We start from the raw sequence: 24,559 nt of genomic DNA, 5'->3' as shown, positions 1-24,559 counted from the left end.
AGTGGAGAACCTGATTGCGCTGCTGGTGGCGGCGCCCCTGCTCGGAGCGGCGGTCCTGCTGTGCGGTGGCCGGCGCCTCGACGCCGCCGGCCACCTCATCGGCACGGCCCTCGCCGCCGCCTCCTTCGTCATCGGCGTCGTCCTCTTCGCCGACATGCTCGGCAAGGACGCCGAGCGCCGCGAGATCGGACAGCACCTGTTCAGCTGGATCCCCGTCGAGGGCTTCCAGGCGGACATCGCCTTCCAGCTCGACCAGCTGTCGATGACGTTCGTCCTGCTGATCACCGGCGTCGGCTCGCTCATCCATGTGTACTCGATCGGGTACATGGAGCACGACGAGCGCCGACGCCGATTCTTCGGCTATCTGAACCTGTTCCTCGCGGCGATGCTGCTGCTCGTCCTCGCCGACAACTACCTGCTGCTGTACGTCGGCTGGGAGGGCGTCGGCCTCGCCTCGTACCTGCTGATCGGCTTCTGGCAGCACAAGCCCAGTGCCGCCACCGCCGCGAAGAAGGCATTCCTGGTCAACCGCGTCGGCGACGTGGGCCTGTCCATCGCCATCATGCTGATGTTCACCACCTTCGGGACCTTCGCCTTCGGGCCGGTCCTGGAGGCCACCGGTGAGACGAGCGAGGGCAAGCTCACCGCCATCGCCCTGATGCTGCTGCTCGCCGCCTGCGGCAAGTCCGCCCAGGTGCCGCTGCAGTCCTGGCTCGGGGACGCGATGGAGGGCCCGACCCCGGTCTCGGCCCTCATCCACGCCGCGACCATGGTGACCGCCGGCGTCTACCTCATCGTCCGCTCCGCCGACATCTTCAACGCCGCCCCGGACGCACAGCTCGTCACCACCGTGGTCGGCGCGGTCACGCTCCTCTTCGGTGCGATCGTCGGTTGCGCCAAGGACGACATCAAGAAGGCCCTCGCCGGCTCGACGATGTCGCAGATCGGCTACATGGTGCTGGCCGCGGGCCTCGGCCCCATCGGCTACGTCTTCGCGATCATGCACCTGGTGACGCACGGCTTCTTCAAGGCCGGCCTGTTCCTCGGCGCCGGCTCGGTCATGCACGGCATGAACGACGAGGTCGACATGCGCAAGTACGGTGGCCTCCGCAAGTACATGCCGGTCACCTTCGTCACCTTCGGCCTCGGCTACCTCGCCATCATCGGCTTCCCCGGCCTGTCCGGCTTCTTCTCCAAGGACAAGATCATCGAAGCGGCCTTCGCCAAGGGCGGCACCGAGGGCTGGATCCTCGGCGGCGTGGCCCTGCTGGGCGCGGCCATCACCGCGTACTACATGACGCGCGTGATGCTGATGACGTTCTTCGGCGAGGAACGCTGGCGGAACCGGCCCACCGCCTCCCCGGCGGAGCCGGACGTGGAGCCCGCCGCCGAGCACCACGGCGCGCACGCGGAGCCGCACCCGCACGAGTCGCCCAAGGTCATGACGATCCCCATGATCGTGCTGGCCGTCGGATCGGTCTTCGGGGGCGCGTTCTTCAGCATCGGCGACCGGTTCATCCACTGGCTGGAGCCCGTCACCGACCACGCGCACGGGCACCCGCCGGTCAGCGCGCTGACGGTCACGGTCTCCACGGTCGCCGTCATGGTCATCGGCGTCGGCCTCGCCTGGCTCCAGTACGGGCGCCGTCCCGTCCCCGTCGTCGCCCCGCGCGGATCGCTTCTCACCCGGGCCGCCCGGCGCGACCTCCTCCAGGACGACTTCAACCACGTCGTCCTCGTACGCGGCGGAGAGCACCTCACACGCTCCCTGGTGTACGTCGACCACACCCTGGTCGACGGTGTCGTCAACGGCACGGCGGCCTCGATGGGCGGCCTCTCCGGGCGGCTGCGCCGCGTCCAGAACGGCTATGCCCGGTCGTACGCGGTCTCGATGTTCGGCGGCGCTGCGATCCTCATCGCCGCGACCCTGCTGATGAGGGCGGTCTGATACCGATGTCCTTTCCCCTGCTGACAGCGACGGCGGCGCTCCCGGCCCTCGGGGCGATCGCCACGGCCGCCGTACCGGCCGCGCGGCACAACGCCGCGAAATGGCTGGCGCTGATCGTCTCGCTGGCCACGCTCGTGCTCGCCGCGATCGTCCTGGTCCGCTTCGACCCGGGCGGCGACCGCTACCAACTCACCGAGTCCCACGCCTGGATCAAGGACTTCGGGGTCAGATACGAACTGGGTGTGGACGGCATCGGGGTGGCGCTGATCGCGCTCACCGCCCTGCTCATCCCGTTCATCGTCCTCGCGGGCTGGCACGACGCCGACCCGCTGGAGACCGGGAACAAGAGGTGGCGGCCCACGCAGGGCTTCTTCGCCCTGATCCTGGCCGTCGAGGCGATGGTGATCATTTCCTTCGCGGCCACCGACGTCTTCCTCTTCTACATCTTCTTCGAAGCCATGCTCATCCCGATGTACTTCCTCATCGGCGGCTTCGGCGACCGCGCCCACGAGCACGGTGAGGAGGCGGCGTCGACGCAACGGTCGTACGCGGCCGTGAAGTTCCTCCTCTACAACCTGGCCGGCGGTCTGATCATGCTGGCCGCGGTGATCGGCCTGTACGTGGTCGCCGGGAACTTCTCGCTCCAGGAGATCACCGAGGCCCGTGCCAACGGCTCGCTGGAGATGGCCACCAGCACCGAGCGGTGGCTGTTCCTCGGGTTCTTCTTCGCCTTCGCGGTGAAGGCGCCCCTGTGGCCGCTGCACACCTGGCTGCCGAACGCCATGCAGGAATCGACGGCCCCGGTCGCCGTGCTGATCACGGCGGTCGTCGACAAGGTCGGCACCTTCGCGATGCTCCGCTTCTGCCTCGGGCTGTTCCCGGAGGCCAGCAAGTGGGCGACGCCCGCGATCCTCGTACTGGCGCTCATCAGCATCATCTACGGGGCGCTGCTCGCGGTCGGACAGCGGGACATCAAGCGACTGGTGGCGTACGCGTCGATCTCGCACTTCGGCTTCATCATCCTGGGCATCTTCGCGATGACCAGCCAGGGCCAGTCGGGCGCGACGCTCTACATGGTCAACCACGGCATCTCGACGGCCGCCCTGATGCTGGTGGCGGGCTTCCTGATCTCGCGGCGCGGGTCCCGGCTCATCGCCGACTACGGCGGTGTGCAGAAGGTCGCGCCAGTGCTGGCCGGCACGTTCCTGATCGGCGGTCTCGCGACCCTGTCGCTGCCCGGACTGGCCCCGTTCGTCAGTGAGTTCCTGGTCCTGGTCGGCACGTTCGCGCGGTATCCGGTGGTCGGGATCATCGCCACCCTCGGCATCGTCCTCGCCGCGCTCTACACCCTCGTCCTCTACCAGCGGACGATGACGGGCCCGGTGAAGGCCGAGGTCCAGGGGATGCCCGACCTGCGGGTGCGGGAACTCGCGGTGGTCGCCCCGCTGGTCGTACTGCTGATCTTCCTGGGTGTCTACCCGAAGCCGGTCACCGACATCGTCAACCCGGCGATCGAGCACACCATGTCCGACGTCCAGAAGAAGGACCCCCAGCCCGAGGTGGAGGCGGCCAAGTGAGCGCATCAGCCGTCCACAGCCTGTGGACAACCGCGGCCGAGCCGATCACCAAGATCGACGCGCCGAAGATCGAATACGGGCAGTTGTCGCCCACTCTGATCGTGATCGGAGCGGCGATCATCGGGGTGCTGCTAGAGGCCCTCGTACCGCGCAAGTACCGTTACCACGCCCAGCTGTTCCTGTCGGTCGTCGCCCTCACGGCCGCCTTCGCCGCGGTCGTCGCCCTCGCGATGGGCGGATACGCCACCACGAAGGCCGGTATCGCCGCGATGGGCGCCATCGCCGTGGACGGGCCGGCCCTGTTCCTGCAGGGCACGATTCTCCTGGCCGGCATCCTCGGCGTGTTCACCTTCGCCGAACGCCGCCTCGACCCGGCCGCGCACGGCAACCGGGTCGACTCCTTCGCCGCGCAGGCCGCGTCCGTGCCGGGCAGCGACAGCGAGAAGGCAGCCGTGAAGGCCGGGTTCGCCACCACCGAGGTCTTCCCGCTGCTGCTCTTCGCGATCGGCGGCATGCTGATCTTCCCGGCGGCCAACGACCTGCTGACCCTGTTCGTCGCCCTGGAAGTCTTCTCCCTTCCCCTCTACCTGCTGTGCGCCGTGGCCCGCCGCAAGCGGCTCATGTCGCAGGAGGCCGCGGTCAAGTACTTCCTGCTCGGCGCCTTCGCCTCCGCCTTCAGCCTCTTCGGCATCGCGCTCCTGTACGGCTACGCGGGCTCGGTGAAGTACGCCACGATCGCCCAGGTCGTCGACGGCACCGTCGGCGAGCTCAACCCCGCCCTCGCCGAAACCATGGGCAACGACGCGCTGCTCCTCATCGGCGCCGCGATGGTCGTCATGGGCCTGCTGTTCAAGGTGGGCGCGGTGCCGTTCCACATGTGGACGCCGGACGTCTACCAGGGCGCGCCGACCCCCGTCACCGGCTTCATGGCGGCGGCCACGAAGGTCGCGGCGTTCGGCGCGCTGCTGCGACTGCTGTACGTCGTCCTGCCAGGTCTGCGCTGGGACTGGCGGCCGGTCATGTGGGCCGTCGCCATCGTCACCATGCTGGGCGGCGCGATCGTCGCCATCACCCAGACCGACATCAAGCGGCTGCTCGCCTACTCGTCGATCGCGCACGCGGGCTTCATCCTCGCCGGTGTCATCGCGGCCTCGCCCGACGGCGTCTCGTCCGTGCTGTTCTATCTGGGCGCCTACTCGTTCGTGACGATCGGCGCGTTCGCCGTGGTGACCCTCGTGCGGGACGCGGGCGGCGAGGCCACGCACCTGTCCAAGTGGGCCGGGCTCGGGCGCAGATCACCCCTGGTGGCGGCCGTGTTCGCGGTGTTCCTGCTGGCCTTCGCGGGCATTCCGCTGACCTCCGGGTTCGCCGGGAAGTTCGCCGTGTTCAAGGCGGCGGCGGAGGGCGGCGCGGGTGCGATCGTCGTGGTCGGTGTGATCTCGTCGGCGATCGCCGCGTTCTTCTACGTCCGCGTCATCGTGCTCATGTTCTTCAGCGAGCCCCGGCCCGAGGGGCCGACCGTCGCCGTGCCGTCGCCGCTGACCATGACCGCGATCGGGGTCGGCGTGGCCGTCACGCTGGTGCTCGGTGTCGCGCCGCAGTACTTCCTGGATCTGGCGGGGCAGGCGGGAGTGTTCGTGCGCTGACGCTCCGCCCGAGCATGTCGATGTGACGGGACCCGACCTCCCTTTCGTGGGGCCGGGTCCCGTCGTCTGTGCCGGGGCTGGTGGGGCCGGGCTCAGCGGGGGGTCGGCCTGGGCTTGGGGCACTGCACCTCGGGGTTCCAGGAGTAGAAGAGGCCCTTGGGGTTCTCCTTGTAGATCCAGCCGTGCAGGGAGTAAGGGGGTGCCAGACGAGTCGTCCAATGGGCCGAGCGTGGGCGTGGCGCGTACCGCACGGGCGGAGCCTGTGGATAACTCTGAGGCTGTCGGTGCGGGCGCCTATGGTGGCAGCAGGGGCTGGAGGACCACGGACGGCACAAGACGTACGGCACAACACGTACGGCACGGGGGACGGGCGATGATCGGGACGGGTGTGATGGTGGACGAGAACGGGACGGGCCTCGGTCCGGGCGGGGCCGTGGGCGCGGGGCGCCCGGCGGAGAGCGAGGCCCTGGCCGTGCTCCACCGGGTCTTCGGGTACGAGACCTTCCGGGGAGAACAAGCCGCGGTCATCGAGCATGTGGTGGCGGGCGGTGACGCCGTCGTGCTCATGCCGACCGGTGGCGGCAAGTCCCTCTGTTATCAGATTCCGTCCCTGGTCAGACCCGGTACGGGCATTGTGGTCTCGCCTCTGATCGCGCTGATGCAGGACCAGGTGGACGCGCTGCGGGCGCTGGGCGTGCGCGCCGGGTTCATCAACTCCACGCAGGACTTCGACGAGCGGCGCGTGGTCGAGGCGGAGTTCCTGGCGGGGGAGCTGGACCTGCTGTATCTCGCGCCGGAGCGGCTGCGGCTCGACGGAACCCTGGATCTGCTCGGGCGCGGCAAGATCTCGGTGTTCGCGATCGACGAAGCGCACTGCGTCTCCCAGTGGGGACACGACTTCCGGCCCGACTACCTGGCCCTGTCGCTGCTGGGCGAGCGCTGGCCGGACGTGCCGCGCATCGCGCTCACGGCCACCGCCACCCGCGCCACGCACCGGGAGATCACCGAGCGGCTGGCCATGCCCCGGGCCCGCCACTTCGAGGCCAGCTTCGACCGGCCCAACATCCAGTACCGCATCGTGCCCAAGGCCGACCCGAAGAAGCAGCTGCTGTCCTTCCTGCGCCAGGAGCACGCCGGAGACGCGGGCATCGTCTACTGCCTGTCCCGCAACTCCGTCGAGCGGACCGCGGAGTTCCTGAGCAAGAACGGCGTCGAGGCGGTGCCGTACCACGCGGGCCTCGACGCGGGCACCCGAGCGGCACACCAGTCGCGGTTCCTGCGCGAGGAAGGGCTGGTGGTCGTCGCGACCATCGCCTTCGGCATGGGCATCGACAAGCCCGACGTACGGTTCGTCGCCCACCTCGACCTGCCGAAGTCGGTGGAGGGCTACTACCAGGAGACCGGCCGCGCCGGCCGCGACGGGCTGCCCTCCACGGCATGGATGGCGTACGGACTGAACGACGTCATACAACAGCGGAAGATGATCCAGAGCGGTGAGGGCGACGAGGCGTTCCGTCGCCGGGCCGCCGCCCACCTGGAAGCGATGCTGGCGCTCTGCGAGACCGTCCAGTGCCGGCGCGGCCAGCTGCTCGAGTACTTCGGCCAGGAACCGCAGGCCGACGGCTGCGGCAACTGCGACACCTGCCTCGTGCCGCCGGAGACCTGGGACGGCACCGTCGCCGCGCAGAAGGCGCTCTCCACGGTGGTGCGGTTGCAGCGGGAGCGTGGGCAGAAGTTCGGCGCCGTGCAGATCGTCGACATCCTGCTGGGGCGACGGACCGCCAAGGTCATCCAGTTCGACCACGACCAGCTCTCCGTCTTCGGTATCGGGGAGGATCTGGCGGAGGGCGAATGGCGGGGTGTGGTGCGGCAGTTGCTCGCCCAGGGACTCCTCGCGGTCGAGGGCGAGTACGGCACGCTCGTGCTCACCGAGGAGAGCGGGGCGGTGCTGAGGCGGGAGCGGGACGTTCCGCTGCGCAAGGAGCCGAAGAAGCCGGTGACCTCGCGGTCGGCGTCGGGCGGATCGGGCTCCTCGGGCTCCGGCCGGGGTGAGCGCAAGGCCAAGTCCGCCGTTGTCGAACTGCCGCAGGAACTGCTCCCCGTCTTCGAGGCCCTGCGCGCCTGGCGTGCGGATCAGGCTCGCGAACAGGGCGTCCCCGCCTACGTCATCTTCCACGACGCCACCCTCCGCGAGATCGCGGCGGCGGGTCCCACATCCGTCGCCGAACTCGGCACCATCAGCGGAATCGGCGAGAAGAAGCTGGCGACGTACGGGGAGGGCGTACTGGGGGTGCTCGCCGTACTGGGCGGGGCTCCCGGCGGGGAGCCAGGGGTGCCGGGAGCGGCCCCGGGGGCGTCGCCGGAGTCGGAGTCCGCTTCGGCCGGTGACGCGGGTGACGCGGGGGACGACTTCGACTGGCCCGACGCTGAGCCGGACCCCGAGCACGACGACTGGGACTAGTGCCGTCACAGGCAATGTTCGTCCCGTCGCGACGCCCGGCACGCCCCTCTCGCCCCACCGGCCGAAAGCCGGAGTACGCCCAGTACGAGGACATCCGGCCGGCACACCGAGAGCACGCACCGGACGCCGCTCCTTCACGGGCGAACATTGCCTGCCGCGGCACTAGGCCGCGGCTCCTCGGTCAGGCGGCGCGGTGTTCTGCTCAGGGCGGGTCGGGGGGTGGGGGCTGCGGCCGGGGTACGAGTGAGGGACGGTGTTGCCCCGGTCCGTGAGGGTCACTAAGGTCGGTCGGGTGACTGCCGGGTCGGCCATGGGCCATGCACGAGTGGGGTTCCCGGCCTCGGCGTGAGCGCGAGGCGGGCAAGAGCCCCGCCCCCTTCTCCGCGTCTTCGCTCCCGGCGCCCGTGCGCGGCGCCCCGTTCCAGCGGATCCCAAGACCCGGAGACACCAGATGTCCTATGACCAGCAGCACTCGCACGACTCCGAACTGACGCCGACAGCCGTGCAGTTGAACCACACCGTCGTCTACGCCGTCGACCGGCGGCTGTCCGCCGAGTTCCTCGCCGAGATCCTGGGACTGAAGGTCGGCGCCCCGTTCGGGCCGTTCCTGCCCGTCGACCTCGGCAACGGCGTGACGCTCGACTACTACGAGAAGCGTGACGAGCCGATCCAGTCGCAGCACTACGCCTTCCTCGTGCCCGACGAGCAGTTCGACACCATGATCGCCCGACTGGAGGCGGTCGGGGTCACCTACTACGCCGACCCCAGCCACACCGAACCCGGCCGGATCAACCGTCTCTTCGGCGGTCGCGGCGCCTACTTCGACGACCCCGACGGCCACAACATGGAGATCATGACCCGGCCCTACGCCCGCCCCTGACGGGCCGCCCGCCGCCGATCCGTCAGCCGCGTGACGCGTCCCGGTCCCGGCCTGCGACCCTGCCCGTCACCTCTCCGAGGCCCACCCTCGTGTCGTTCGGGCCGGGGGCCCAGGCCGTGATGGTCACCTCGTCGCCGTCCTCCAGGAAGGTCCGCTCGCCGGTGGGGAGGTCGAGAGGGTCGCGGGCGTTCCAGGTCAGTTCGAGGAGGGAGCCGCGTTGGGTGGGGGAGGGGCCGCTGACGGTGCCGGAGCCGTAGAGGTCGCCGGTGCGCAGGGAGGCGCCGTTGACGGTCATGTGGGCGAGTTGCTGGGCGGCGGTCCAGTACATCGTGGAGAAGGGGGGCTCGGTGACCACGTGGCCGTTGACGGTGACGGTGAGGCGGAGGTCGTAGCCGCCGGGGTCGACGTCCGGGGCGGAGTCGTCGAGGTAGGGCAGCAGGGGGTGGGTGCGCTCCGGTGGGCAGACGCGGGCCTCGTCCAGGGCGTCCAGGGGCGTGATCCAGGCCGAGACCGAGGTGGCGAAGGACTTGCCGAGGAAGGGGCCGAGGGGGACGTACTCCCATGCCTGGAGGTCGCGGGCGGACCAGTCGTTGAGGAGGCAGAGGCCGAAGACGTGGTCGCGGAAGGACGTGAGGTCCACGGGGGTGCCCGGCGGAGAGGGGACGCCGACGACGAAGCCGACCTCCGCCTCGATGTCCAGGCGGGTGGAGGGACCGAAGACGGGGGCCGGGTCGGCCGGGGTCTTGCGCTGGCCGGAGGGCCGTACCACCTCGGTGCCGGAGACGACAACGGTGCCGGATCGGCCGTGGTAGCCGATGGGCAGGTGCTTCCAGTTGGGGGGCAGGGGGTCCGGGGAGTCGGGGCGGAAGATCTGGCCCACGTTCCGGGCGTGGTTCTCGGAGGCGTAGAAGTCGACGTAGTCCGCCACCTCGAAGGGGAGGTGGAGGGTGACGGAGGAGAGGGGATGGAAGTGGGGGGTGATCGTCTCGCGGTGGGAGGCAACCGTCAGCCAGGCGGTCAGGGCTCGGCGGATGTCCGACCACGCGGTGCGGCCCGCCGCCAGCAGCGGGTTGAGGGTGGGGCGGGCGAGGAGGGCGGCGTACGGGGAGCCGAGGGCGTGGGCCGCCGCGCCGGCGTCCAGGACGTGGTCGCCGAGGCGGACACCGACCGCGCGCGCGTCGGAGCCGGTGGGGGAGAAGACGCCGTAGGGCAGGTTGTGAGGACCGAAGGGGTGGCCCTCGGGGACGTCGAAGGGGTCGCCTTCGGGGACATCGAAGGGGGGCATCGGGTGGTGCCTCGCTCTCGTGCGTTCCGTCGTACCTCTGGTCGGGGCACACGTTACGTTGCGGTGCGAAGATCGGGGAGTGTCTAAAGAGTTCGCAATGTCCTGATAGGCGAGGGTCGGAGGGAAAGCTTCCGGCTTAGTGTCCTTTGGGGGACGCGGACGGGGTGGGTCCGGGTCCGGTAGGGGGGACACGTGGGGGGACCCGTGGCCAGGGGCGCTCGGAGTGCGCCGGTGCAGGTGGACCGGAATGTTCCGGGGCTCGTCGTGAAGTTCGGTGACTATCCGCTGCACCATGGCGGGGTCGGGGCCATCCGGAGCCTCGGGCGGCTCGGGGTGCCGATGTACGCGATCACGGAGGACCGGTACACACCGGCCGCCCTCTCGCGCTATCTGCGGCGGGCGTTCGTCTGGCCGACCACCGGGACGGAGGAGCCCGCGTGCCTGGTGGAGGGACTGCTGCGCATCGGGCGGGAGATCGGGCGGCCCGCTGTTCTCATTCCGACCGATGAGGAGGCGGCGGTTCTCGTCGCCGAGCATCAGCGGGCTCTGGCGGCGCGGTTCCTCTTTCCGCGGGTGGACGCCGGGTTGCCTCGGCGGCTCGCCAGCAAGCAGGGGCTCCACGAGTTGTGTGCGGAGCATGGGATCTCCAGCCCGGTGAGTTCCTTTCCGCGGTCGTACGAGGAGGTCGAGCGGTTCGCGGAACGGGCCCGGTTTCCCGTGGTGGCCAAGAACCGGGAGGCTTTCGAGCGGCGTCGGCAGCCCGCGGTCAACGGGACCACGCGGATCGCGGACCGGGAGGTTCTGTTGCGGCTGGCCCGTGGATGGGGTGAGCGGCCCGGGGTGATTCTGCAGGAGTATCTGCCCCGGGAGGATGCCGAGGACTGGATCGTGCACGCGTACTTCGACGCGGACTCGACGCCACTGGCGATGTTCACCGGGGTGAAGGTGCGGTCGTGGCCGCCGCACGCGGGGATGACGGCCAACGCGTATGTCGTCGACAACCCCGAACTCGCGGACATCGCCGCCCGGTTCATCAAGCAGATCGGTTTCAGCGGGGTCATCGACCTCGATCTGCGGTTCGACCGGCGCGACGGGCGGTACAAGCTCCTTGACTTCAATCCGCGGATGGGCGCGCAGTTCCGGCTCTTCGAGAACGAGGCCGGGATCGACGTCGTACGCGCCATGCATCTCGATCTGACCAGACGTCCGGTGCCGGAGGGGGAACAACGCGCCGGACGTCGGTACATCGTGGAGAACATCGATCTGCCGGCCCTGCTCGCCTACCGGCGCAGCGGGTACACCACGCCGCACGCGCCCGCTCGCGCGAGCGGTACGGAGCTGGCGTGGCTCGCGGGTGACGATCCGCTGCCGTTCCTCACGATGCTCGCGCGCTTCGTACGGCCGGGTGCGAAGCATCTTCACCAACTGTGGCGGACCCATCGGGCCGGCCGGGCCGGCCGCCTCGGCAACAGCCATGTGCGCCCTTGAGGCGGGTGCCCGGGCAGTGACCGAACGGCGCCACACGAAGTAGGCACATCGCGTCCTGGGGAGGGACTTCGTGATTCAACCGGTAGCAGTCATCGGTGCCGGGCCGTTCGGCCTGTCCACCGCCGCGCATCTGCGGGCGCGGTCGGTTCCGGTCCGTGTCTTCGGCGAACCCATGGTGAGCTGGCGGGACAACATGCCCGCCGGGATGCTGCTCAAGTCGACCCCGGTGGCGTCCACCATCGACGCCCCGCAGGGCGGTCACACCCTCGCCGACTACTGCGAGGCGGCCGGCATCAGGAGGCTGGTGACCGACGAGGACATCATCCCGGTGGGGACGTTCATCTCCTACGGGACGTGGTTCCAGCAGCGGCTCGTGCCCGGGCTGGAGCGGGTGCGGGTCGTGTCCGTGGACCGGGGCAACGGTGGTGGCTTCGAACTCAAGCTGGACTCGGGAGAGTTGTTCACGGCACGGGCCGTCGTGGTGGCGAGCGGGCTGTCCGGACTGGCCCATCTGCCGACCGGGCTGGCGGGCGCGACCGTCGACGGACCCACCCCCACCGGGCCCGTCTCGCACAGCTCCCAGCACCCCGACCTGAGCCGGTTCCAGGGCAGGGAACTGATCGTCGTGGGCGCGGGGCAGTCCGCCCTGGAGACGGCGGTGCTGGCGGCCGAGGCCGGCGCCCGGGTGCGTGTGGTGGCGCGCGGCCGGGGCGCGGTGGCCTTCGGCGCGCCCCCCTGGGACCAGCCCCGGCTGCGTCCCGAGTCACCGTTCGGCCGGGCCTGGTCGCTGTACGCGCTCAGCTACTACCCGCACCCCTACCGGTACCTGCCCGCCACCACCCGGCACTTCCTGGTCCGCCGGGTGCTCGGGCCGCTCGGCGCGTGGTGGCTGCGGGAGCGGTTCGAGGGGCGGGTCGAGGTGTGCGAGGTGGCGCGGGTCGTGCGGTCCGGCGTCATCGACGGGCGCCCGCGGCTGACCCTGCGGAGCCATGAGGGCCGGACCGAGGAACTGGCCGCCGACCATGTCATCGCGGCGACCGGCTACCGCGTCGACCTCGGGTCGATGGGCTTCCTGGGGCATGAACTCCGTACCGAGCTGGCTGTCAGCCGGGGTGCGCCGGTTCTGGGGGCGGGGTTCCGGGCCTCGATACCGGGGCTGTACTTCACGGGGCTGCCGGCGGCGGCGTCGTACGGGCCGGTGATGCGGTTCGTGTGCGGGACGCAGTTCGCCTCGCCTCGGTTGGCTCGGCATCTCGCGGCGGTGCACGGGTGAGGCGGTTCCGGGAAGCCGGGTCCGGTCCGTGGAGTGCGGCCCCCTCAGGGGCGAGACCGTGACGCTCCGCTGAACAACATTTCGGGAAAAGGGAGTTGACGTTGGGGTGCGGTACCGCTGTCGGGGTGCCGGACGTCGTCCGGCTCGCGTCGAACCGATGGGGCGCCGCATCCGTATTCTCTGATCATGGCCGCTCCCACCGCGTATACACTCATCGCAACTGACCTGGACGGAACGCTCCTGCGCAGTGACGACACGCTCTCCGACCGGTCCCTCGCCGCGCTGGCGCGGGCCACGGAGGCCGGTGCTCAGCACCTCGTGGTGACGGGACGGCCGGCGCCGAGAGCGCGCCCGCTGCTGGAGGACCTAGGCAGCAGGGGGCTCGCGGTGTGCGGGCAGGGCGCGCAGTTGTACGACACCGGCGCGAACCGGCTGCTCTGGTCCGTCACCCTGGACCGGGAACTCGCCGAGACCGCGCTCGGCAAGATCGAGGCCGAGGTCGGACAGCTGTACGCGGCCGTCGACCAGGACGGGGCCGACGGCCTCACCCTGATCGAGCCCGGCTACCTCATGCCGCACCCCACGCTGCCCGCCGTACGCGTGCCGCGCCGGGACGACCTGTGGTGCGAGCCCATCAGCAAGGTGCTGCTGCGCCATCCCTGTCTGTCCGACGACGAGTTGGCCTCGGCGGCGCGCATGGCGGTCGGTTCGCTGGCGACGGTCACCATGTCGGGGCCCGGCACCGTCGAACTCCAGCCGTGCGGCATCACCAAGGCGACGGGCCTCGCCCTGGCCGCCGACCATCTCGGACTGACTCCGGCCGAGACCATCGCCTTCGGTGACATGCCCAACGACATCCCGATGTTCGACTGGGCCGCGCACGGGGTCGCCATGGCCAACGCCCACCCCGAACTCAAGGCCGTCGCCGACGAGGTGACCCTCTCGAACGAGGAGGACGGGATCGCTGTGGTGCTGGACCGGCTGTTCTCGTAGCGCCCGTGTGCCCGTGTGCCCGTGTGCCCAGGGCCTGTCGGCGGATCAGGCCCTGGGCGAGGGGTTCAGCACGGCAGGGTCAGCACGCCTGCTTCGGTACGGCCGGTTCAGCACGCCCGGTTCAGTACGGCCCGAAGACGTTGTCGATCGAGCCGTACCGCGCGGCGGCGTAGTTGCACGCCGCCGTGATGTTCGCGACCGGGTCGTAGGGGTCGTACGGGGTGCCGGCCACGTGGTAGGCGGCGAAGGTCGGGTCGATGACCTGCAGGAGACCCTTCGACGGGGTGCCCGCGGCGGCGTTGGAGTCCCAGTTGTTGATGGCCTGCGGGTTGCCCGACGACTCCCGCATGATGTTGCGGTAAATCCCGTTGTACGTCCCGGGGATTCCCTTTTGCGCCATGATGTCCAGCGACTCGCGGATCCAGCCGTCGAGGTCGTTCGTGTACGTCTTGAGCGACGCCTGTGTGGCCGTGGAGGCCTTGGACGCCATGCCGGACGCGGAGGCCTTCGGCGCGGTGGACGACTTCTTCGCCTTCACTGCCAGCTTCAGGCCCGGGTGGATCAGCGCGGGGTTGTCGCCGACGGCCGCGCGGTTGTCCTTGTAGAGCCGCTGCCAGCCGCCGCTCGTGCCGTGCTTGCGCGCGATCGAGGAGAGCGTGTCACCGGAGACCACGGTGTACGTAAGGGACTTGGCCGCCGCGGCCGGCGCGGACCGCGGGGCTGACTGTACGGAGGTGGCGGCCTGGGCCGGTACGGCGGCGTTCGCGGTGGTGGCGACCACGAGCGGGAGGACGAGTGCGGCCCCGCCGGTTCCGGCGGCGACGACACCACGGGTCAGCGGGTTGGTTCTGGGGCGACGGTGCTTGCCTCGTGCGGGCATGAGGATTCCTCTCCGGCGCCTGCGAGGTGAGCTGTCGGGTTCGGGCTGGAGATGCCCGGCCGCGCGCGTCGTCCGGCGGTCGCTGTGCGTGCCGCGTCCGCTCGTACTGCGCGTGGCTTCACCCCTAGCCGGTCCGATGGGGAAAGACGGACCGGCGGCTTGCCTGGGTCCCCCGCTCCTGCCGTGCGTGGATGAGTGGTGGGTGGGGAGTCCGGGCGGCGGCAGGATTCGGCGATCCGTCCGGACGAGGTGTGAACGTATGCGAGAGCACATGGCAGGAACAAGTCCCGGTTGGGTGGATTGATCCAGTTGACCTTGACTTCGTCGTGTTCCGGCGTTCTGGTGCGGGTGCGGGGTGCGGCTCAACTTGCCTACCGCAAAGGGAGAATCCACGGGGTGGGGCGAAGGTGTCGCACGGGGAGCGCGTGACTCAACTCACGAGAGGAGTCGGGTGAAGTGGGCGGTACTCCGCAAATCGGTCAACTCGGGCCGAGGGTGGCAGGGGTGTGTGCGGGACGGGAAGGGGGCGCGGGCGCCCGGGACGGGGCGTCGCGTGGGGCGCCGTACGCGACCGTGTGCGGGGGCGCCGTGCGGGCCGGTACCTGGTGCGCCGTGCGGGCCGGGGCGTGGCGTGTGCGTCGGCGGATATCGGCGCGCATCAGTTGATCAGCAATACGGAGAGTGCGGTCCCATACCACCCCGGGCGAACCCGTGGGCGCTCGTGGCGATCGAAAGGTGACCGGATACGCTGACTCGGGTGATGGCAGCGACAGATCGACAAACTTTGTCATCGACCGTGAGACCGACCGTGTGACCGTCAGCAGACGTCAGCAGACAGGAGAACCCTCGTGACCGTCGTCGAGCCGTTTGGGCTGAGCGCGCGGGACCAGGCTCTCGAAGCCGATGTCCAGGCCGGAATAGCGGCCGTCGAGGAGGGTCTGCTCGAAGCCACCAAGAGCGAGGTGCCCTTCATCCAGGAGGCCGCCCAGCACCTGCTGCGCGCGGGCGGCAAGCGGTTCCGGCCGCTGCTGGTGATGCTCGCGGCGCAGTTCGGCGACCCGTACGCGCCGGGGGTCGTGCCCTCGGCCGTGGTGGTCGAGCTGACGCATCTCGCCACGCTGTACCACGACGACGTGATGGACGAGGCCGAGGTGCGCCGGGGCGTGCCGAGTGCGAACGCGCGCTGGGACAACTCCCTGGCCGTTCTGACCGGCGATTTCCTTTTTGCCCGTGCCTCGCATGTCCTCGCCGACCTCGGTCCGGACGCCGTCCGTATCCAGGCCGAGGCCTTCGAGCGGCTGGTCACCGGGCAGATCCTGGAGACGGCGGGGCCGCGCGACGGACGCGACCCGATCGAGCACTACCTCGATGTGCTCGGCGGCAAGACCGGCTCCCTGGTCGCGGTCGCCGGACGGCTCGGCGCGCTGATGGCGGGAGCCGACGGGACGGTGGTCGACGTGCTGACCCAGTACGGGGAGCGGCTCGGCGTCGCCTTCCAGCTCGCGGACGACGTCCTCGACATCGCCTCCGACTCGCACGAGTCCGGCAAGACACCGGGGACGGATCTCCGCGAGGGCGTGCCGACCATGCCGGTGCTGCGGCTGCGCGAGCGGGCGGGACGGCTGGGGCTGCCGGACGACATCGCCCTGTGCGAGCTGCTCGACTCCGATCTCACCGACGAGGCCCGGCACGCCGAGGCCCTCACCCGGCTCCGCGTCCACCCCGCCCTGGAACAGGCCCGCCGCGACACGATCCGCTACGCCGAGGAGGCGCGCGCCGTGCTGACGCCCCTGCCGGAGTGCGACGCGAAGGCCGCGCTCGTGGAGCTGTGCGACGCGGTCGTGCACCGGGCGGGTTAGGCGCCCGAACGGCCCTCGCCGCCCCTGCCCGCCCCCTCCACGAGCTGGGAGCTGCGCGAAGGGGTTGCCGGGCCCGCCGCGCTCGGCGGCGCCGTCGCGTGCCCTTTCGCGACCCCGACGACCCCTACGGGTTCGGACCGGTGTTGCCTTGTCATGTCATCCCGTAGCAGTACGTGGAGTTGAGCCCCGAGTCTGACGATTCCCGGCGGCCGATTTGGTCAGATGGGTATCACCACTCCTCACCGATTCGGGTGAGAATGGCGGCTCTGAGCAGACGCCGCCGCCGACGACGGAGGTAAGGCACACATGGCACCGTACGAAACCGACGACAGCGGCCGGGCCGGTGACGCGGCCGTGCTCGCGGCCGAGGTCGAGGAGAAGCGCTCGGCACGGCGACGCAAGGCGGCGCGCTATGTCGTCCCGGTCACCGTGCTGGGCGTGGCGGCCGCGACCATCGGGCTCGTCCCGGCCTTCGCCGGCTCCGGTGACCCCGATCTGCCGAAGATCAGCGCACAGGAACTCATCGAGAAGATCGCTGCCTCGGACGTGCAGCAGGTGTCCGGCACGGTGAAGATCACCACGGATCTGGGCCTGCCCGATCTGGGCGGTCTGGCGGGCGGCCTCGCGCAGGACCCTTCCGAGGGCGACGGCGGATCGGCCGCCGACCCTTCCGCCAAGCTCCTCGAACTCGCCTCCGGGACCCACACGTTGCGGGTCGCCGCCGACGGCCCCGACAAGCAGAAGCTGTCGCTGCTGGACGACGCGGCCGAGTACAGCGTCATCCACAACGGCGACGACCTGTGGGCGTACGACAGTGCCTCGAACGAGGTGTACCACGCGACCGGGGCCGAGGATGGCAAGGACCACAAGGCCCACAAGGGCGCTCCCGGCGCCACCGAGGACGTGCCCGCCACACCCCGGGAGCTCGCCGAGGAGGCCCTGAAGGCCGTCGACGACACCACGTCCGTGACCGTCGACGGGACCGCGCAGGTCGCCGGGCGGGACGCGTACAAGCTGGTGATCCAGCCGAAGCAGTCCGGTTCGACGGTCGGGGCGATCTCGATCGCCGTGGACGCGAAGACGGGGCTGCCGCTGAAGTTCACGCTCACCCCGGCGAGCGGCGGCGCGGCCGTCGTGGACGCGGGCTTCACCAAGGTCGACTTCGGCAAGCCCGCCGCGTCGACGTTCGACTTCGAGCCACCGAAGGGCGCGAAGGTCACCGAGGCCGACGAGATGGAGGAGTCGGGCCACCACGACAACAAGGCCGACGAGTCAGGCAAGGGCGCGGCGCACAAGGACGCCAGGGGCCACGACGGCTCCGAGGAGGGGTTCGCGAGCGGACTCGACGGGCTGAAGACCATCGGCAAGGGCTGGAGCACCATCGCCGAGTTCGACAGCGGCACCGAGGGCGGCATGCCCACCGGCGGCGGCTCCGACGCGGGTGGTGACGCCCGCGTCGACGGGTTCCTGAACTCCCTCGGCGACCAGGTCACGGGCGAGTTCGGCTCCGGTACGGTCTTCAAGACCCGGCTGATCAACGTCCTGTTCACCGAGGACGGCAAGGTGTACGCGGGCGCCGTCACCAAGGACGCGCTGGTGAAGGCGGCCGACGCGGCCAAGTAGCCGTCGGAGCCTAGCTCGTCGCCGTACGTGAATCGAGGGAGTCCATGGAGGAGCTGTCCGCCGCGGACCCGGACGCAGTGATCGCCACCCGCGCGCTCACCAAGCGCTACCGCGGCGGGCAGCTCGCCGTGGACGGCCTCGATCTGACCGTCCCGGCGGGCAGTGTCTTCGGATTCCTCGGCCCGAACGGCTCGGGCAAGACCACCACCATCCGCATGCTGATGGGCCTGATCGAGCCGACCTCGGGCACGACCAGGGTCCTCGGCCGGCCCATGCCGCGCTCCATCCGGACCGTGCTCCCGCACGTGGGCGCGCTCATCGAGGGACCCGCGCTGTACGGGTTCCTCTCCGGGCGCGACAACCTGCTGCGCTACGACTCCGCGGACCCGACCGCCGACCCGCGCACCCGGCGTACGCGGGTCGGCGCCGCGCTCGACCGGGTCGGACTCACGGCCGACGCCGGCAAGAAGGCGAAGGCGTACTCGCTGGGCATGAAACAGCGGCTGGGTCTCGCGGCGGCCCTGCTCCAGCCGCGCCGCCTCCTCGTCCTCGACGAGCCGACCAACGGCCTCGACCCGCAGGGCATGCGGGAGATCCGGGCGCTGGTAAGGGAGTTGGCGTCCGACGGCACCACCGTCTTCCTCTCCTCCCACCTCCTCGACGAGGTCGAGCAGGTCTGCACCCACGCCGCCGTCATGGCCCGGGGCCGGCTGATCACCCAGGGGCCGGTCGGTGAACTGGCCGCCGGGGCACGCGGACGCCTCGTCGTCACCACGCCCGACACGGCGGACGCGGCGCGGGTGCTCAAGGAACAGGGTGTCGGGGATGTGGTGGTGACCGAGGGCGAGGGGCCCGGGGGCGGTGCCGTGGGTGGCGCACCGGAGGGGAGCCGGGTGACGGCCGAACCGCCGCCACCCGACCGCGACCTCGCCGAACTGAACGCCGCGTTGGTCACCGCGGGCGTCCGCGTCCGCGGCTTCGGCCTCGAACGGGCCTCGCTGGAGGACGCGTTCGTGGCGCTGACGGGGGAGGGTTTCGATGTCGCGGGCTGACACCACGGGCACGGATGCCGGCACGGCCGCCGTCGGCACGGCCGCCCGTACACCCGGCCTCCTGTGGACCTTCGGGCTGTTTCGCAGCGAGTTGGTGACCACCTTCCGGCGGTGGCGGACGATCGCGCTGCTGGCCGTGCTCGCGGCGGTGCCGGTTCTCGTGGGGATCGCGGTGCGGATCGAGACCGGTGACGGGTCCTCGACGGGCGGCGGTGGCGGTGGCGGCCCGGCGTTCATCGCGCAGATCAGCAACAACGGGCTGTTCCTGGTGTTCACGGCGCTGGCCGCGACGCTCCCCTTCTTCCTGCCGATGGCCGTCGGGGTGATCGCCGGAGACGCGATCGCGGGCGAGGCGAACGCGGGCACCCTCCGCTATCTGCTGGTCTCGCCCGCCGGCCGGACCCGGCTGCTGCTCACCAAGTACGCGACGACGATGACCTTCTGTCTGGTCGCCACCCTCGTGGTGGCGGCCTCCGCGCTGACCGTCGGGGCGCTGCTGTTCCCCTTGGGAGACGTGACGACGATCTCCGGCACGCGCATCAGCTTCGCCGAGGGGCTGCTGCGGGCGCTGCTGATCGCGTTGGCGGTGGCCGCGTCACTGACCGGGATCGCGGCCCTCGGGCTGTTCATCTCCACCCTCACCAACAGCGGCATCGCGGCGATGGCCACCACGGTGGGGCTCCTCGTCACCGTCCAGATCCTCGGCCAGATCCCCCAGCTCGACACCCTCCACCCGTACTTCTTCTCCCACTACTGGTTCTCCTTCGCCGACCTCATGCGCGAGCCCGTCTACTGGGACGACCTGCGACGCAACCTCGGCCTCCAGGCCCTGTACGCGGCGGTGTTCGGCTCGGCGGCGTGGGCGCGGTTCACGGCGAAGGACATCACCGCCTGACCCGGCTCAGGAGGCGTCCTCCTCCGTGTCGTACGGGAAGCGCGTGAACGGCGGTTCCCCGGAGTTGTCGAGCGTGCCGCGAGGGCTCGGCGGCCTCCTTCTCGTAGTGGGCGGGCGCGGTGACCCGACAGAGAGTGCGGCCCGCCATCGTCTGCTTGAAGTCGAGCCCGGGGGTGCGTAGCCAACCCGGCCAGTGGTCGGTCCATCTCATGCCGGGTTCTCCCGCTGTCGGTCGGGGTGGGTCCGGGCGGCTTCGGCGCCGCGTGCGAGGCGCAGCAACAGGTCCTCCCCGCCGTGCCGGGTCACCAGGTGGAGGCCGACCGGGCAGCCGTCGGAGTCGAAGCCGGCCGGGATGCTCGTGGCGGGGTGGCCACTGAGGTTGAACGCCCAGGTGAGGGCCGTGGAGTAGCGGTCACCGGGGCCCTCATGACCGTGCGGGGCGTTGGGCGTGGTGGGTGTGAGGATCAGGTCGGCCTCGGTGAAGAGGGCGGCGAGCCGCCGGTCGTTCTCGGCGCGGAGTTCGTGGGTGGCGCGCACGGCCGCCGGGTCGGTGTCCGGTGCGGAGCGGAGGGCGAGCCAAACCGGCCCCGGGTCCATCAGGCGTACGGTCTCGTCGGGCCGTACGGGCCGTACGAGACCGGTGTCCGCGAGGCGGAGCGCGGCGCTGTGGGCGATCGCGGCGGGCTCGGGGGCGGTGTCTGCGAAGCCGAGGTCCGCAGACCAGACGGCGGTGACGGGTGTGTGCACGTTCTTGGTCAGCCCGGCCGGTTTCGGCTCCTCGTGCCCTTCGTGGTCCGACCCGCCCCGCACGCACCGCCAGTACGCCGCCGCGTCCGACGCGTACCGGGTGAGGACGCCGGCCGCCGTGAGGCCCGTACGGTCGGCGGAGGGCAGACGCCCGTTCGTGGTCTTCAGGCCGACGACACCGCACCACGCGGCCGGGATGCGTACCGACCCGGCGCCGTCCGTGCCGGTGGCCATCGGCACGAGGCCCGCGGCGACCGCCGCCGCGGACCCGGCCGAAGAGCCGCCCGGTGTCCGGTCGGCCCGCCAGGGGTTGACGGTCCGGCCGCCCGCCCCGAGCCCCCAGGTCTGCCAGGGCGTACCGGGGCCCGGCACGGAGGTCGCCCCCACGGGTACGCACCCGGCCGCGACCAGCGCCCGCGCCGGTGCCGCACGCAGCCCGGCCCGCCCCTTCACCCCGATCGGCACCCCGGCCAACGGCAGCCGTACACCCGCGGCGACCCGCGCGTCCACCTCAGCCGCCCGCCGCAACGCCTCCTCGGCCCACACCTCGACGAACGCGCGCAGCGTGGGCTCCGCGTGCTCGATGCGGGCGAGTGAGGCCGCCACCACGTCTACAGCACGAATCTCGCGCGCGCGTACACCGGCGGAGATCCGCTCGGCCGAGAGCGTCGCGAAGTCGTCGGGCCGGAAGCCGGCCGGGAGCGGCGGAGACGGCGGGGAGGTGTGAGGCCGCACGGGTTCTCGGTCTGCTTTCCAGGGCTCGTCATCGGTCGCCGCGTGGACGAGGGCACTGACCTCGGCACGACCGCGACGATCGGGTCCCGCGCGTGCCCGTTCCTGCGGGGGGCCCTGGTTCTCGACACCGCTGGTTCGCTGTTGGTCCGCCATGTCCTCGGGGCTCGTTTCCGCTGGGTGACCTGCGCCGGATGTGGGTGAACGGGAATCCGGGCGGCATGGTGACGCTACTCTTCCCGCCGAGGTTGCCTCGGACGACCTCACACCGAGCGTCGCTCGGACGTCAGCCGTCGTACGCCTCGACCACCGGCCCCGTCCTCGCCCGATGGCTGCCCTGCTTGCAGCCCGCGAACGGGCCGGTGGGGGAACGGAGTTCGGCGAGTACGGGGCCGAGGTGGTCGCGGTGCCGGACGGCGTGGCCGCAGGCGCAGGCGCCGGGTCCGATTCGTAGCCGGGCTTCTGGGACGCGCCTGTGACGCCACGGTGACGTGAGACCGTGAACGAGCCGAGAGACTTGGTACTGAGCGTGTGGCCGGTTCTCCGGCACATCAGAGTGAGGGAACAGATGCGCCGACTCAGCCGAGAGAAGAAGCGGGAACAGAAGCGCTGGGCGTCCTCGGCCGCCCCGGCGCCGGTGCCGGTCGACGTCCACGTCCCGGTCGGCCCGGGTGCGGGCGCTGCGTCGATCGGCGGTGTGCCGGTCGTCGCCGACGAGGGCGAGGAGATCCAGGTAGCTGTGCTTCGCCACCTCCACCGCCTCGCCTTTGCCACCGGTCACCCCGTACATGCCACGGTCCACGACGAGCGGATCGGGTACGTGGTGCCGTTGCGGGTGTGCGTGGACGGGGCCAGCCAGTACGCCGGTGAGCCGGTGCGGGTAGGAGAGCCGGGGGGCGCCGCTGCATCGATCGCCGAACGACCGGCAGGCGCCGCGGTTGTCGCCGAGCAGCCCGCGGAGGTTCCGGATGCAGCCGTGTCCCTCGGCACCGTCGCACCCCCGACGGGCGAGTTCGGCCCTGCGGAACCCGCCCTCACCCCCGGCCCCGTGCCCTCGGCCGCGTTGGAGCCTCAGCCGTGGCCGCCGATCCAGGGTCAGGGGCAGGTCCCGGCTCCGGTGCACGGCATGACCTCGCAGTCCCTGGAGGCGAAGCCCGTCTCGCTGGAGCCCCGGCCCTGGCCACCGAGCCTCAACCAGGCCCCCGACGCGGTGCCCGTACTCGCCACCCCCCCGGCCCCGGCCGCCGCGCTCGCCTCTCCGGAGGAGTCCGCGGTGGAACCCTGCTCCGCCCCCGAATGGAAGGTCGCGGAAGAGAACCCCTGCCCCAAACCACCCCCGGTGCGGGAGTTCGACGCGGTCGCTGAAGCCGTGTTGGAGCCGGAGGAGACGAGCGGCGGCGAGGCCTCCCCCTTCGCGGCGCCCACGGCACGCATCAACGAGGCCGTGAAGCTGGGCCGGATCGATGAGGCCGCCGAGAGGGCCGAGCAGACCGTGGCCCAGGCGACGGAGGCACTCGGCCCACGGCACCCGGAGGTCCTGAGGATCCGCGAACTCACCGCGTACATCGCCTACTTGGCCGGTGATGCCGTCCGCTCCTTCCACCTCTCCCTCGACCTGGCAGCCCTCCGCCACCTCCTGAACGATCCCCGCGCCGCGTACGGGAACATCCAGAGCGCGGCGGCGGCCTGGCGCGCGGTCCGCGACCCGCTCCAGGGCCTGCACCTGGGCCGCGACCTGATCGCCGTCTGGACCGAACTCGCCGCCGATGACGGCCCAGCCGCCGATGACCTCGAACAGCTCGAAAAGGCCCGCACACGTATGCTCCGTCTCACCGAACGAGCCCGCGCCCTCGACCACGAGCTCGACCCCGGCCCACGCCACTGACCGATCCCGGAACCCGAAGGGAACAGTGCCCTCTGCGAGCCTCTGATGTCCCAGAACGGCTCTGGAAGCGCCCTTACTCCGACGGCTCCCACACCGCGTACGCCAGCGCGTCCCCGTTCCGGTCGAGCGCTGTGTCGTTGATGTTGGACCAGCTCCTCCGCACCCACCACGCGAACCGCAGATGCTTCGTGGGCCGGTAGTCCGCGCGGGACACGGCCAGCGCGGAGTGCTACTTGGCCAGGGGAGTCGGCGCGACAGAGCCATCGGCAACCGCCTCCACGGCCTCCCAGGCCTTCACCACGCCGATCTCCCTCTGTCCCGCCTGTTCCCCCTGCTCCGACGGCCCCACATGTTCCTCCTGCTCCTCCAGCCTCTCCAACCGCTGCCGCGCCACCCGCGCCGTACGCAGCGCGTCCCACGTCAGGAGGGACAGCGCCAGCCAGACCAGCGCGAAGCCCGCCCACCGCTCGGGCGGCATGGCCTCACCGAAGTACAGAACACCCAGCAGGAACTGGAACACCGGCGCCAGATACTGCAGCAGCCCCAGCGTGGACAGCGGTACCCGGATCGCGGCGGCCCCGAAGCAGACCAGCGGCAGGGCGGTCACCAGGCCGGTCGCGGCGAGGAGCAGGGCGTGCCCCGTCCCCTCCGTGCCGAAGGTGGAGTCTCCCTGGGACCCCAGCCACAGCAGATACGCCAGTGCGGGCAGGAACTGGACCGCGGTCTCCGCGGCGAGCGACTCTACGCCGCCCAGGTTGAGCTTCTTCTTCACCAGCCCGTACGTGGCGAAGGAGAAGGCGAGGCAGAGGGAGATCCACGGCGGTCGCCCGTATCCGAGGGCGAGGACGAGGACGGCCGTGAAGCCGACACCGACCGCCGCCCACTGGACGGGCCGCAGCCGTTCCTTCAGCAGCAGAACGCCGATGGCGATGGTGACGAGCGGGTTGATGAAGTACCCGAGGGAGGCCTCGACGACCTGCTCGGTGTTCACGGCCCAGATGTACACGCCCCAGTTGACGGTGATCACCGATGCCGCGACCGTGATCAGGCCGAGCCTGCGTGGCTGGCGCAGCAGCTCACCGGCCCAGGACCAGCGCCGCAGCACCAGCAGGGCGAGGCCGACGACCGCGAGGGACCAGACCATGCGGTGGGCGAGTATCTCCACCGCGCCGGTGGGCTTCAGCAGGGGCCAGAAGAGGGGAACGAGCCCCCACATCCCGTATGCCGCGAAGCCGTTCAACAGCCCTATCCGGTGCTCGCTCCTCGACTGCGCCGCCACGGCCCCTCCTTCTCGCCCGGCCGCACCGCCGCGACCCCCATGCCCTCGGCCACAGC

At 70.8% G+C, this 24,559-nt stretch carries 20 protein-coding genes, 1 pseudogene and 1 riboswitch; of the genes and pseudogenes, 14 read left to right on the top strand and 7 right to left on the bottom strand.

All coding sequences use genetic code 11. The features are described 5' to 3' along the window. Position 1 precedes the first annotated feature (1 nt). From nuoL to nuoN, 3 genes are read left to right on the top strand one after another with little or no spacing between them, the layout of a single operon-like run. Positions 2-1,948: an NADH-quinone oxidoreductase subunit L gene (gene nuoL / locus WBG99_RS13820; protein WP_338896606.1), complete on the top strand. Its 1,947-nt coding sequence runs from the start codon at positions 2-4 to the stop codon at positions 1,946-1,948. Positions 1,949-1,953: 5 nt separating this feature from the next. Continuing rightward, the gene (locus tag WBG99_RS13815; RefSeq protein WP_338896605.1) at positions 1,954-3,525 is read left to right on the top strand and encodes an NADH-quinone oxidoreductase subunit M; all 1,572 of its coding nucleotides are present in this window, start codon (positions 1,954-1,956) and stop codon (positions 3,523-3,525) included. Then, the gene (gene nuoN, locus WBG99_RS13810) at positions 3,522-5,171 is read left to right on the top strand and encodes an NADH-quinone oxidoreductase subunit NuoN (RefSeq protein ID WP_338896604.1); all 1,650 of its coding nucleotides are present in this window, start codon (positions 3,522-3,524) and stop codon (positions 5,169-5,171) included. The genes WBG99_RS13815 and nuoN overlap by 4 nt, the downstream gene beginning before the upstream one ends. 92 nt (positions 5,172-5,263) lie before the next feature. Here nuoN and WBG99_RS13805 read toward each other — a convergent pair whose 3' ends face one another. Then, entirely contained in the window at positions 5,264-5,422 is a 159-nt protein-coding gene (locus WBG99_RS13805) for a hypothetical protein (RefSeq protein WP_338896603.1), read from the bottom strand. A 122-nt stretch (positions 5,423-5,544) separates the two neighbouring features. Between WBG99_RS13805 and recQ the strand changes: the two genes are divergently transcribed. Further along, a complete protein-coding gene (gene recQ, locus WBG99_RS13800) occupies positions 5,545-7,632 on the top strand; it encodes a DNA helicase RecQ (RefSeq protein WP_338896602.1) in 2,088 nt (695 codons plus the stop codon). A gap of 451 nt (positions 7,633-8,083) precedes the next feature. Further along, entirely contained in the window at positions 8,084-8,512 is a 429-nt protein-coding gene (locus WBG99_RS13795; RefSeq protein ID WP_338896601.1) for a VOC family protein, read from the top strand. 22 nt (positions 8,513-8,534) lie between these two features. Here the strand turns inward: WBG99_RS13795 and fahA are convergent, their stop codons facing one another. After that, positions 8,535-9,797, bottom strand: a complete 1,263-nt coding sequence (fahA, locus tag WBG99_RS13790) for a fumarylacetoacetase (RefSeq protein WP_338896600.1) — start codon at positions 9,795-9,797, stop codon at positions 8,535-8,537. 204 nt (positions 9,798-10,001) lie between these two features. Here fahA and WBG99_RS13785 point away from each other — a divergent pair, with 204 nt between their 5' ends. The 3 genes from WBG99_RS13785 (at position 10,002) to WBG99_RS13775 (ending at position 13,551) form a co-directional block, all read left to right on the top strand. After that, positions 10,002-11,285 (top strand): ATP-grasp domain-containing protein, encoded by a 1,284-nt coding sequence (locus WBG99_RS13785; protein WP_338896599.1) that lies wholly within the window; start codon positions 10,002-10,004, stop codon positions 11,283-11,285. Between the two features lie 70 nt (positions 11,286-11,355). Beyond that, positions 11,356-12,558, top strand: coding sequence for an FAD-dependent oxidoreductase (locus WBG99_RS13780; protein WP_338896598.1), 1,203 nt, complete (start codon positions 11,356-11,358; stop codon positions 12,556-12,558). Positions 12,559-12,744: 186 nt separating this feature from the next. Further along, complete coding sequence (locus WBG99_RS13775) at positions 12,745-13,551, top strand: HAD family hydrolase (RefSeq protein ID WP_338896597.1); 807 nt, start codon at positions 12,745-12,747, stop codon at positions 13,549-13,551. Between the two features lie 121 nt (positions 13,552-13,672). On the opposite strand, the gene WBG99_RS13770 is transcribed toward WBG99_RS13775, so the two are convergent. Continuing rightward, on the bottom strand, positions 13,673-14,431 hold the full coding sequence (locus WBG99_RS13770; protein ID WP_338896596.1) for a LysM peptidoglycan-binding domain-containing protein: 759 nt from the start codon (positions 14,429-14,431) through the stop codon (positions 13,673-13,675). A gap of 1 nt (position 14,432) precedes the next feature. After that, a riboswitch (cyclic di-AMP (ydaO/yuaA leader) is annotated at positions 14,433-14,635 on the bottom strand. Positions 14,636-15,279: 644 nt separating this feature from the next. Here WBG99_RS13770 and WBG99_RS13765 point away from each other — a divergent pair. From WBG99_RS13765 to WBG99_RS13750, 4 genes are all read left to right on the top strand, one after another. Continuing rightward, the gene (locus tag WBG99_RS13765; RefSeq protein ID WP_338896595.1) at positions 15,280-16,290 is read left to right on the top strand and encodes a polyprenyl synthetase family protein; all 1,011 of its coding nucleotides are present in this window, start codon (positions 15,280-15,282) and stop codon (positions 16,288-16,290) included. 306 nt (positions 16,291-16,596) lie between these two features. Next, positions 16,597-17,913: a DUF2092 domain-containing protein gene (locus tag WBG99_RS13760; RefSeq protein ID WP_338896594.1), complete on the top strand. Its 1,317-nt coding sequence runs from the start codon at positions 16,597-16,599 to the stop codon at positions 17,911-17,913. Between the two features lie 44 nt (positions 17,914-17,957). Beyond that, positions 17,958-18,965: an ABC transporter ATP-binding protein gene (locus WBG99_RS13755; RefSeq protein WP_338896593.1), complete on the top strand. Its 1,008-nt coding sequence runs from the start codon at positions 17,958-17,960 to the stop codon at positions 18,963-18,965. Next, positions 18,952-19,860, top strand: coding sequence for an ABC transporter permease (locus WBG99_RS13750; protein WP_338896592.1), 909 nt, complete (start codon positions 18,952-18,954; stop codon positions 19,858-19,860). The genes WBG99_RS13755 and WBG99_RS13750 overlap by 14 nt, the downstream gene beginning before the upstream one ends. 60 nt (positions 19,861-19,920) lie before the next feature. Here the strand turns inward: WBG99_RS13750 and WBG99_RS13745 are convergent. Both WBG99_RS13745 and WBG99_RS13740 read right to left on the bottom strand, forming a co-directional pair. After that, positions 19,921-20,068: pseudogene (locus WBG99_RS13745) on the bottom strand (flavodoxin); the annotation flags it as partial. Next, positions 20,068-21,258, bottom strand: a complete 1,191-nt coding sequence (locus WBG99_RS13740) for an amidase (protein ID WP_338900332.1) — start codon at positions 21,256-21,258, stop codon at positions 20,068-20,070. The pseudogene WBG99_RS13745 and the gene WBG99_RS13740, both read right to left, overlap by 1 nt. Before the next feature lie 409 nt (positions 21,259-21,667). Between WBG99_RS13740 and WBG99_RS13735 the strand changes: the two genes are divergently transcribed. Continuing rightward, complete coding sequence (locus WBG99_RS13735; RefSeq protein ID WP_338896591.1) at positions 21,668-21,793, top strand: hypothetical protein; 126 nt, start codon at positions 21,668-21,670, stop codon at positions 21,791-21,793. A 114-nt stretch (positions 21,794-21,907) separates the two neighbouring features. Then, the gene (locus WBG99_RS13730; RefSeq protein ID WP_338896590.1) at positions 21,908-23,224 is read left to right on the top strand and encodes a tetratricopeptide repeat protein; all 1,317 of its coding nucleotides are present in this window, start codon (positions 21,908-21,910) and stop codon (positions 23,222-23,224) included. A 73-nt stretch (positions 23,225-23,297) separates the two neighbouring features. Here WBG99_RS13730 and WBG99_RS13725 read toward each other — a convergent pair whose 3' ends face one another. Together WBG99_RS13725 and rarD are read right to left on the bottom strand one after the other, a co-directional pair. Next, a complete protein-coding gene (locus WBG99_RS13725; protein WP_338896589.1) occupies positions 23,298-23,438 on the bottom strand; it encodes a hypothetical protein in 141 nt (46 codons plus the stop codon). Between the two features lie 15 nt (positions 23,439-23,453). Then, positions 23,454-24,503 (bottom strand): EamA family transporter RarD, encoded by a 1,050-nt coding sequence (rarD, locus tag WBG99_RS13720; protein ID WP_338896588.1) that lies wholly within the window; start codon positions 24,501-24,503, stop codon positions 23,454-23,456. Positions 24,504-24,559: the final 56 nt, after the last annotated feature.

The organism is Streptomyces sp. TG1A-60, from assembly GCF_037201975.1.
Lineage (GTDB): Bacteria > Actinomycetota > Actinomycetes > Streptomycetales > Streptomycetaceae > Streptomyces.
This window is presented reverse-complemented; position numbering and strand designations above follow the sequence as displayed.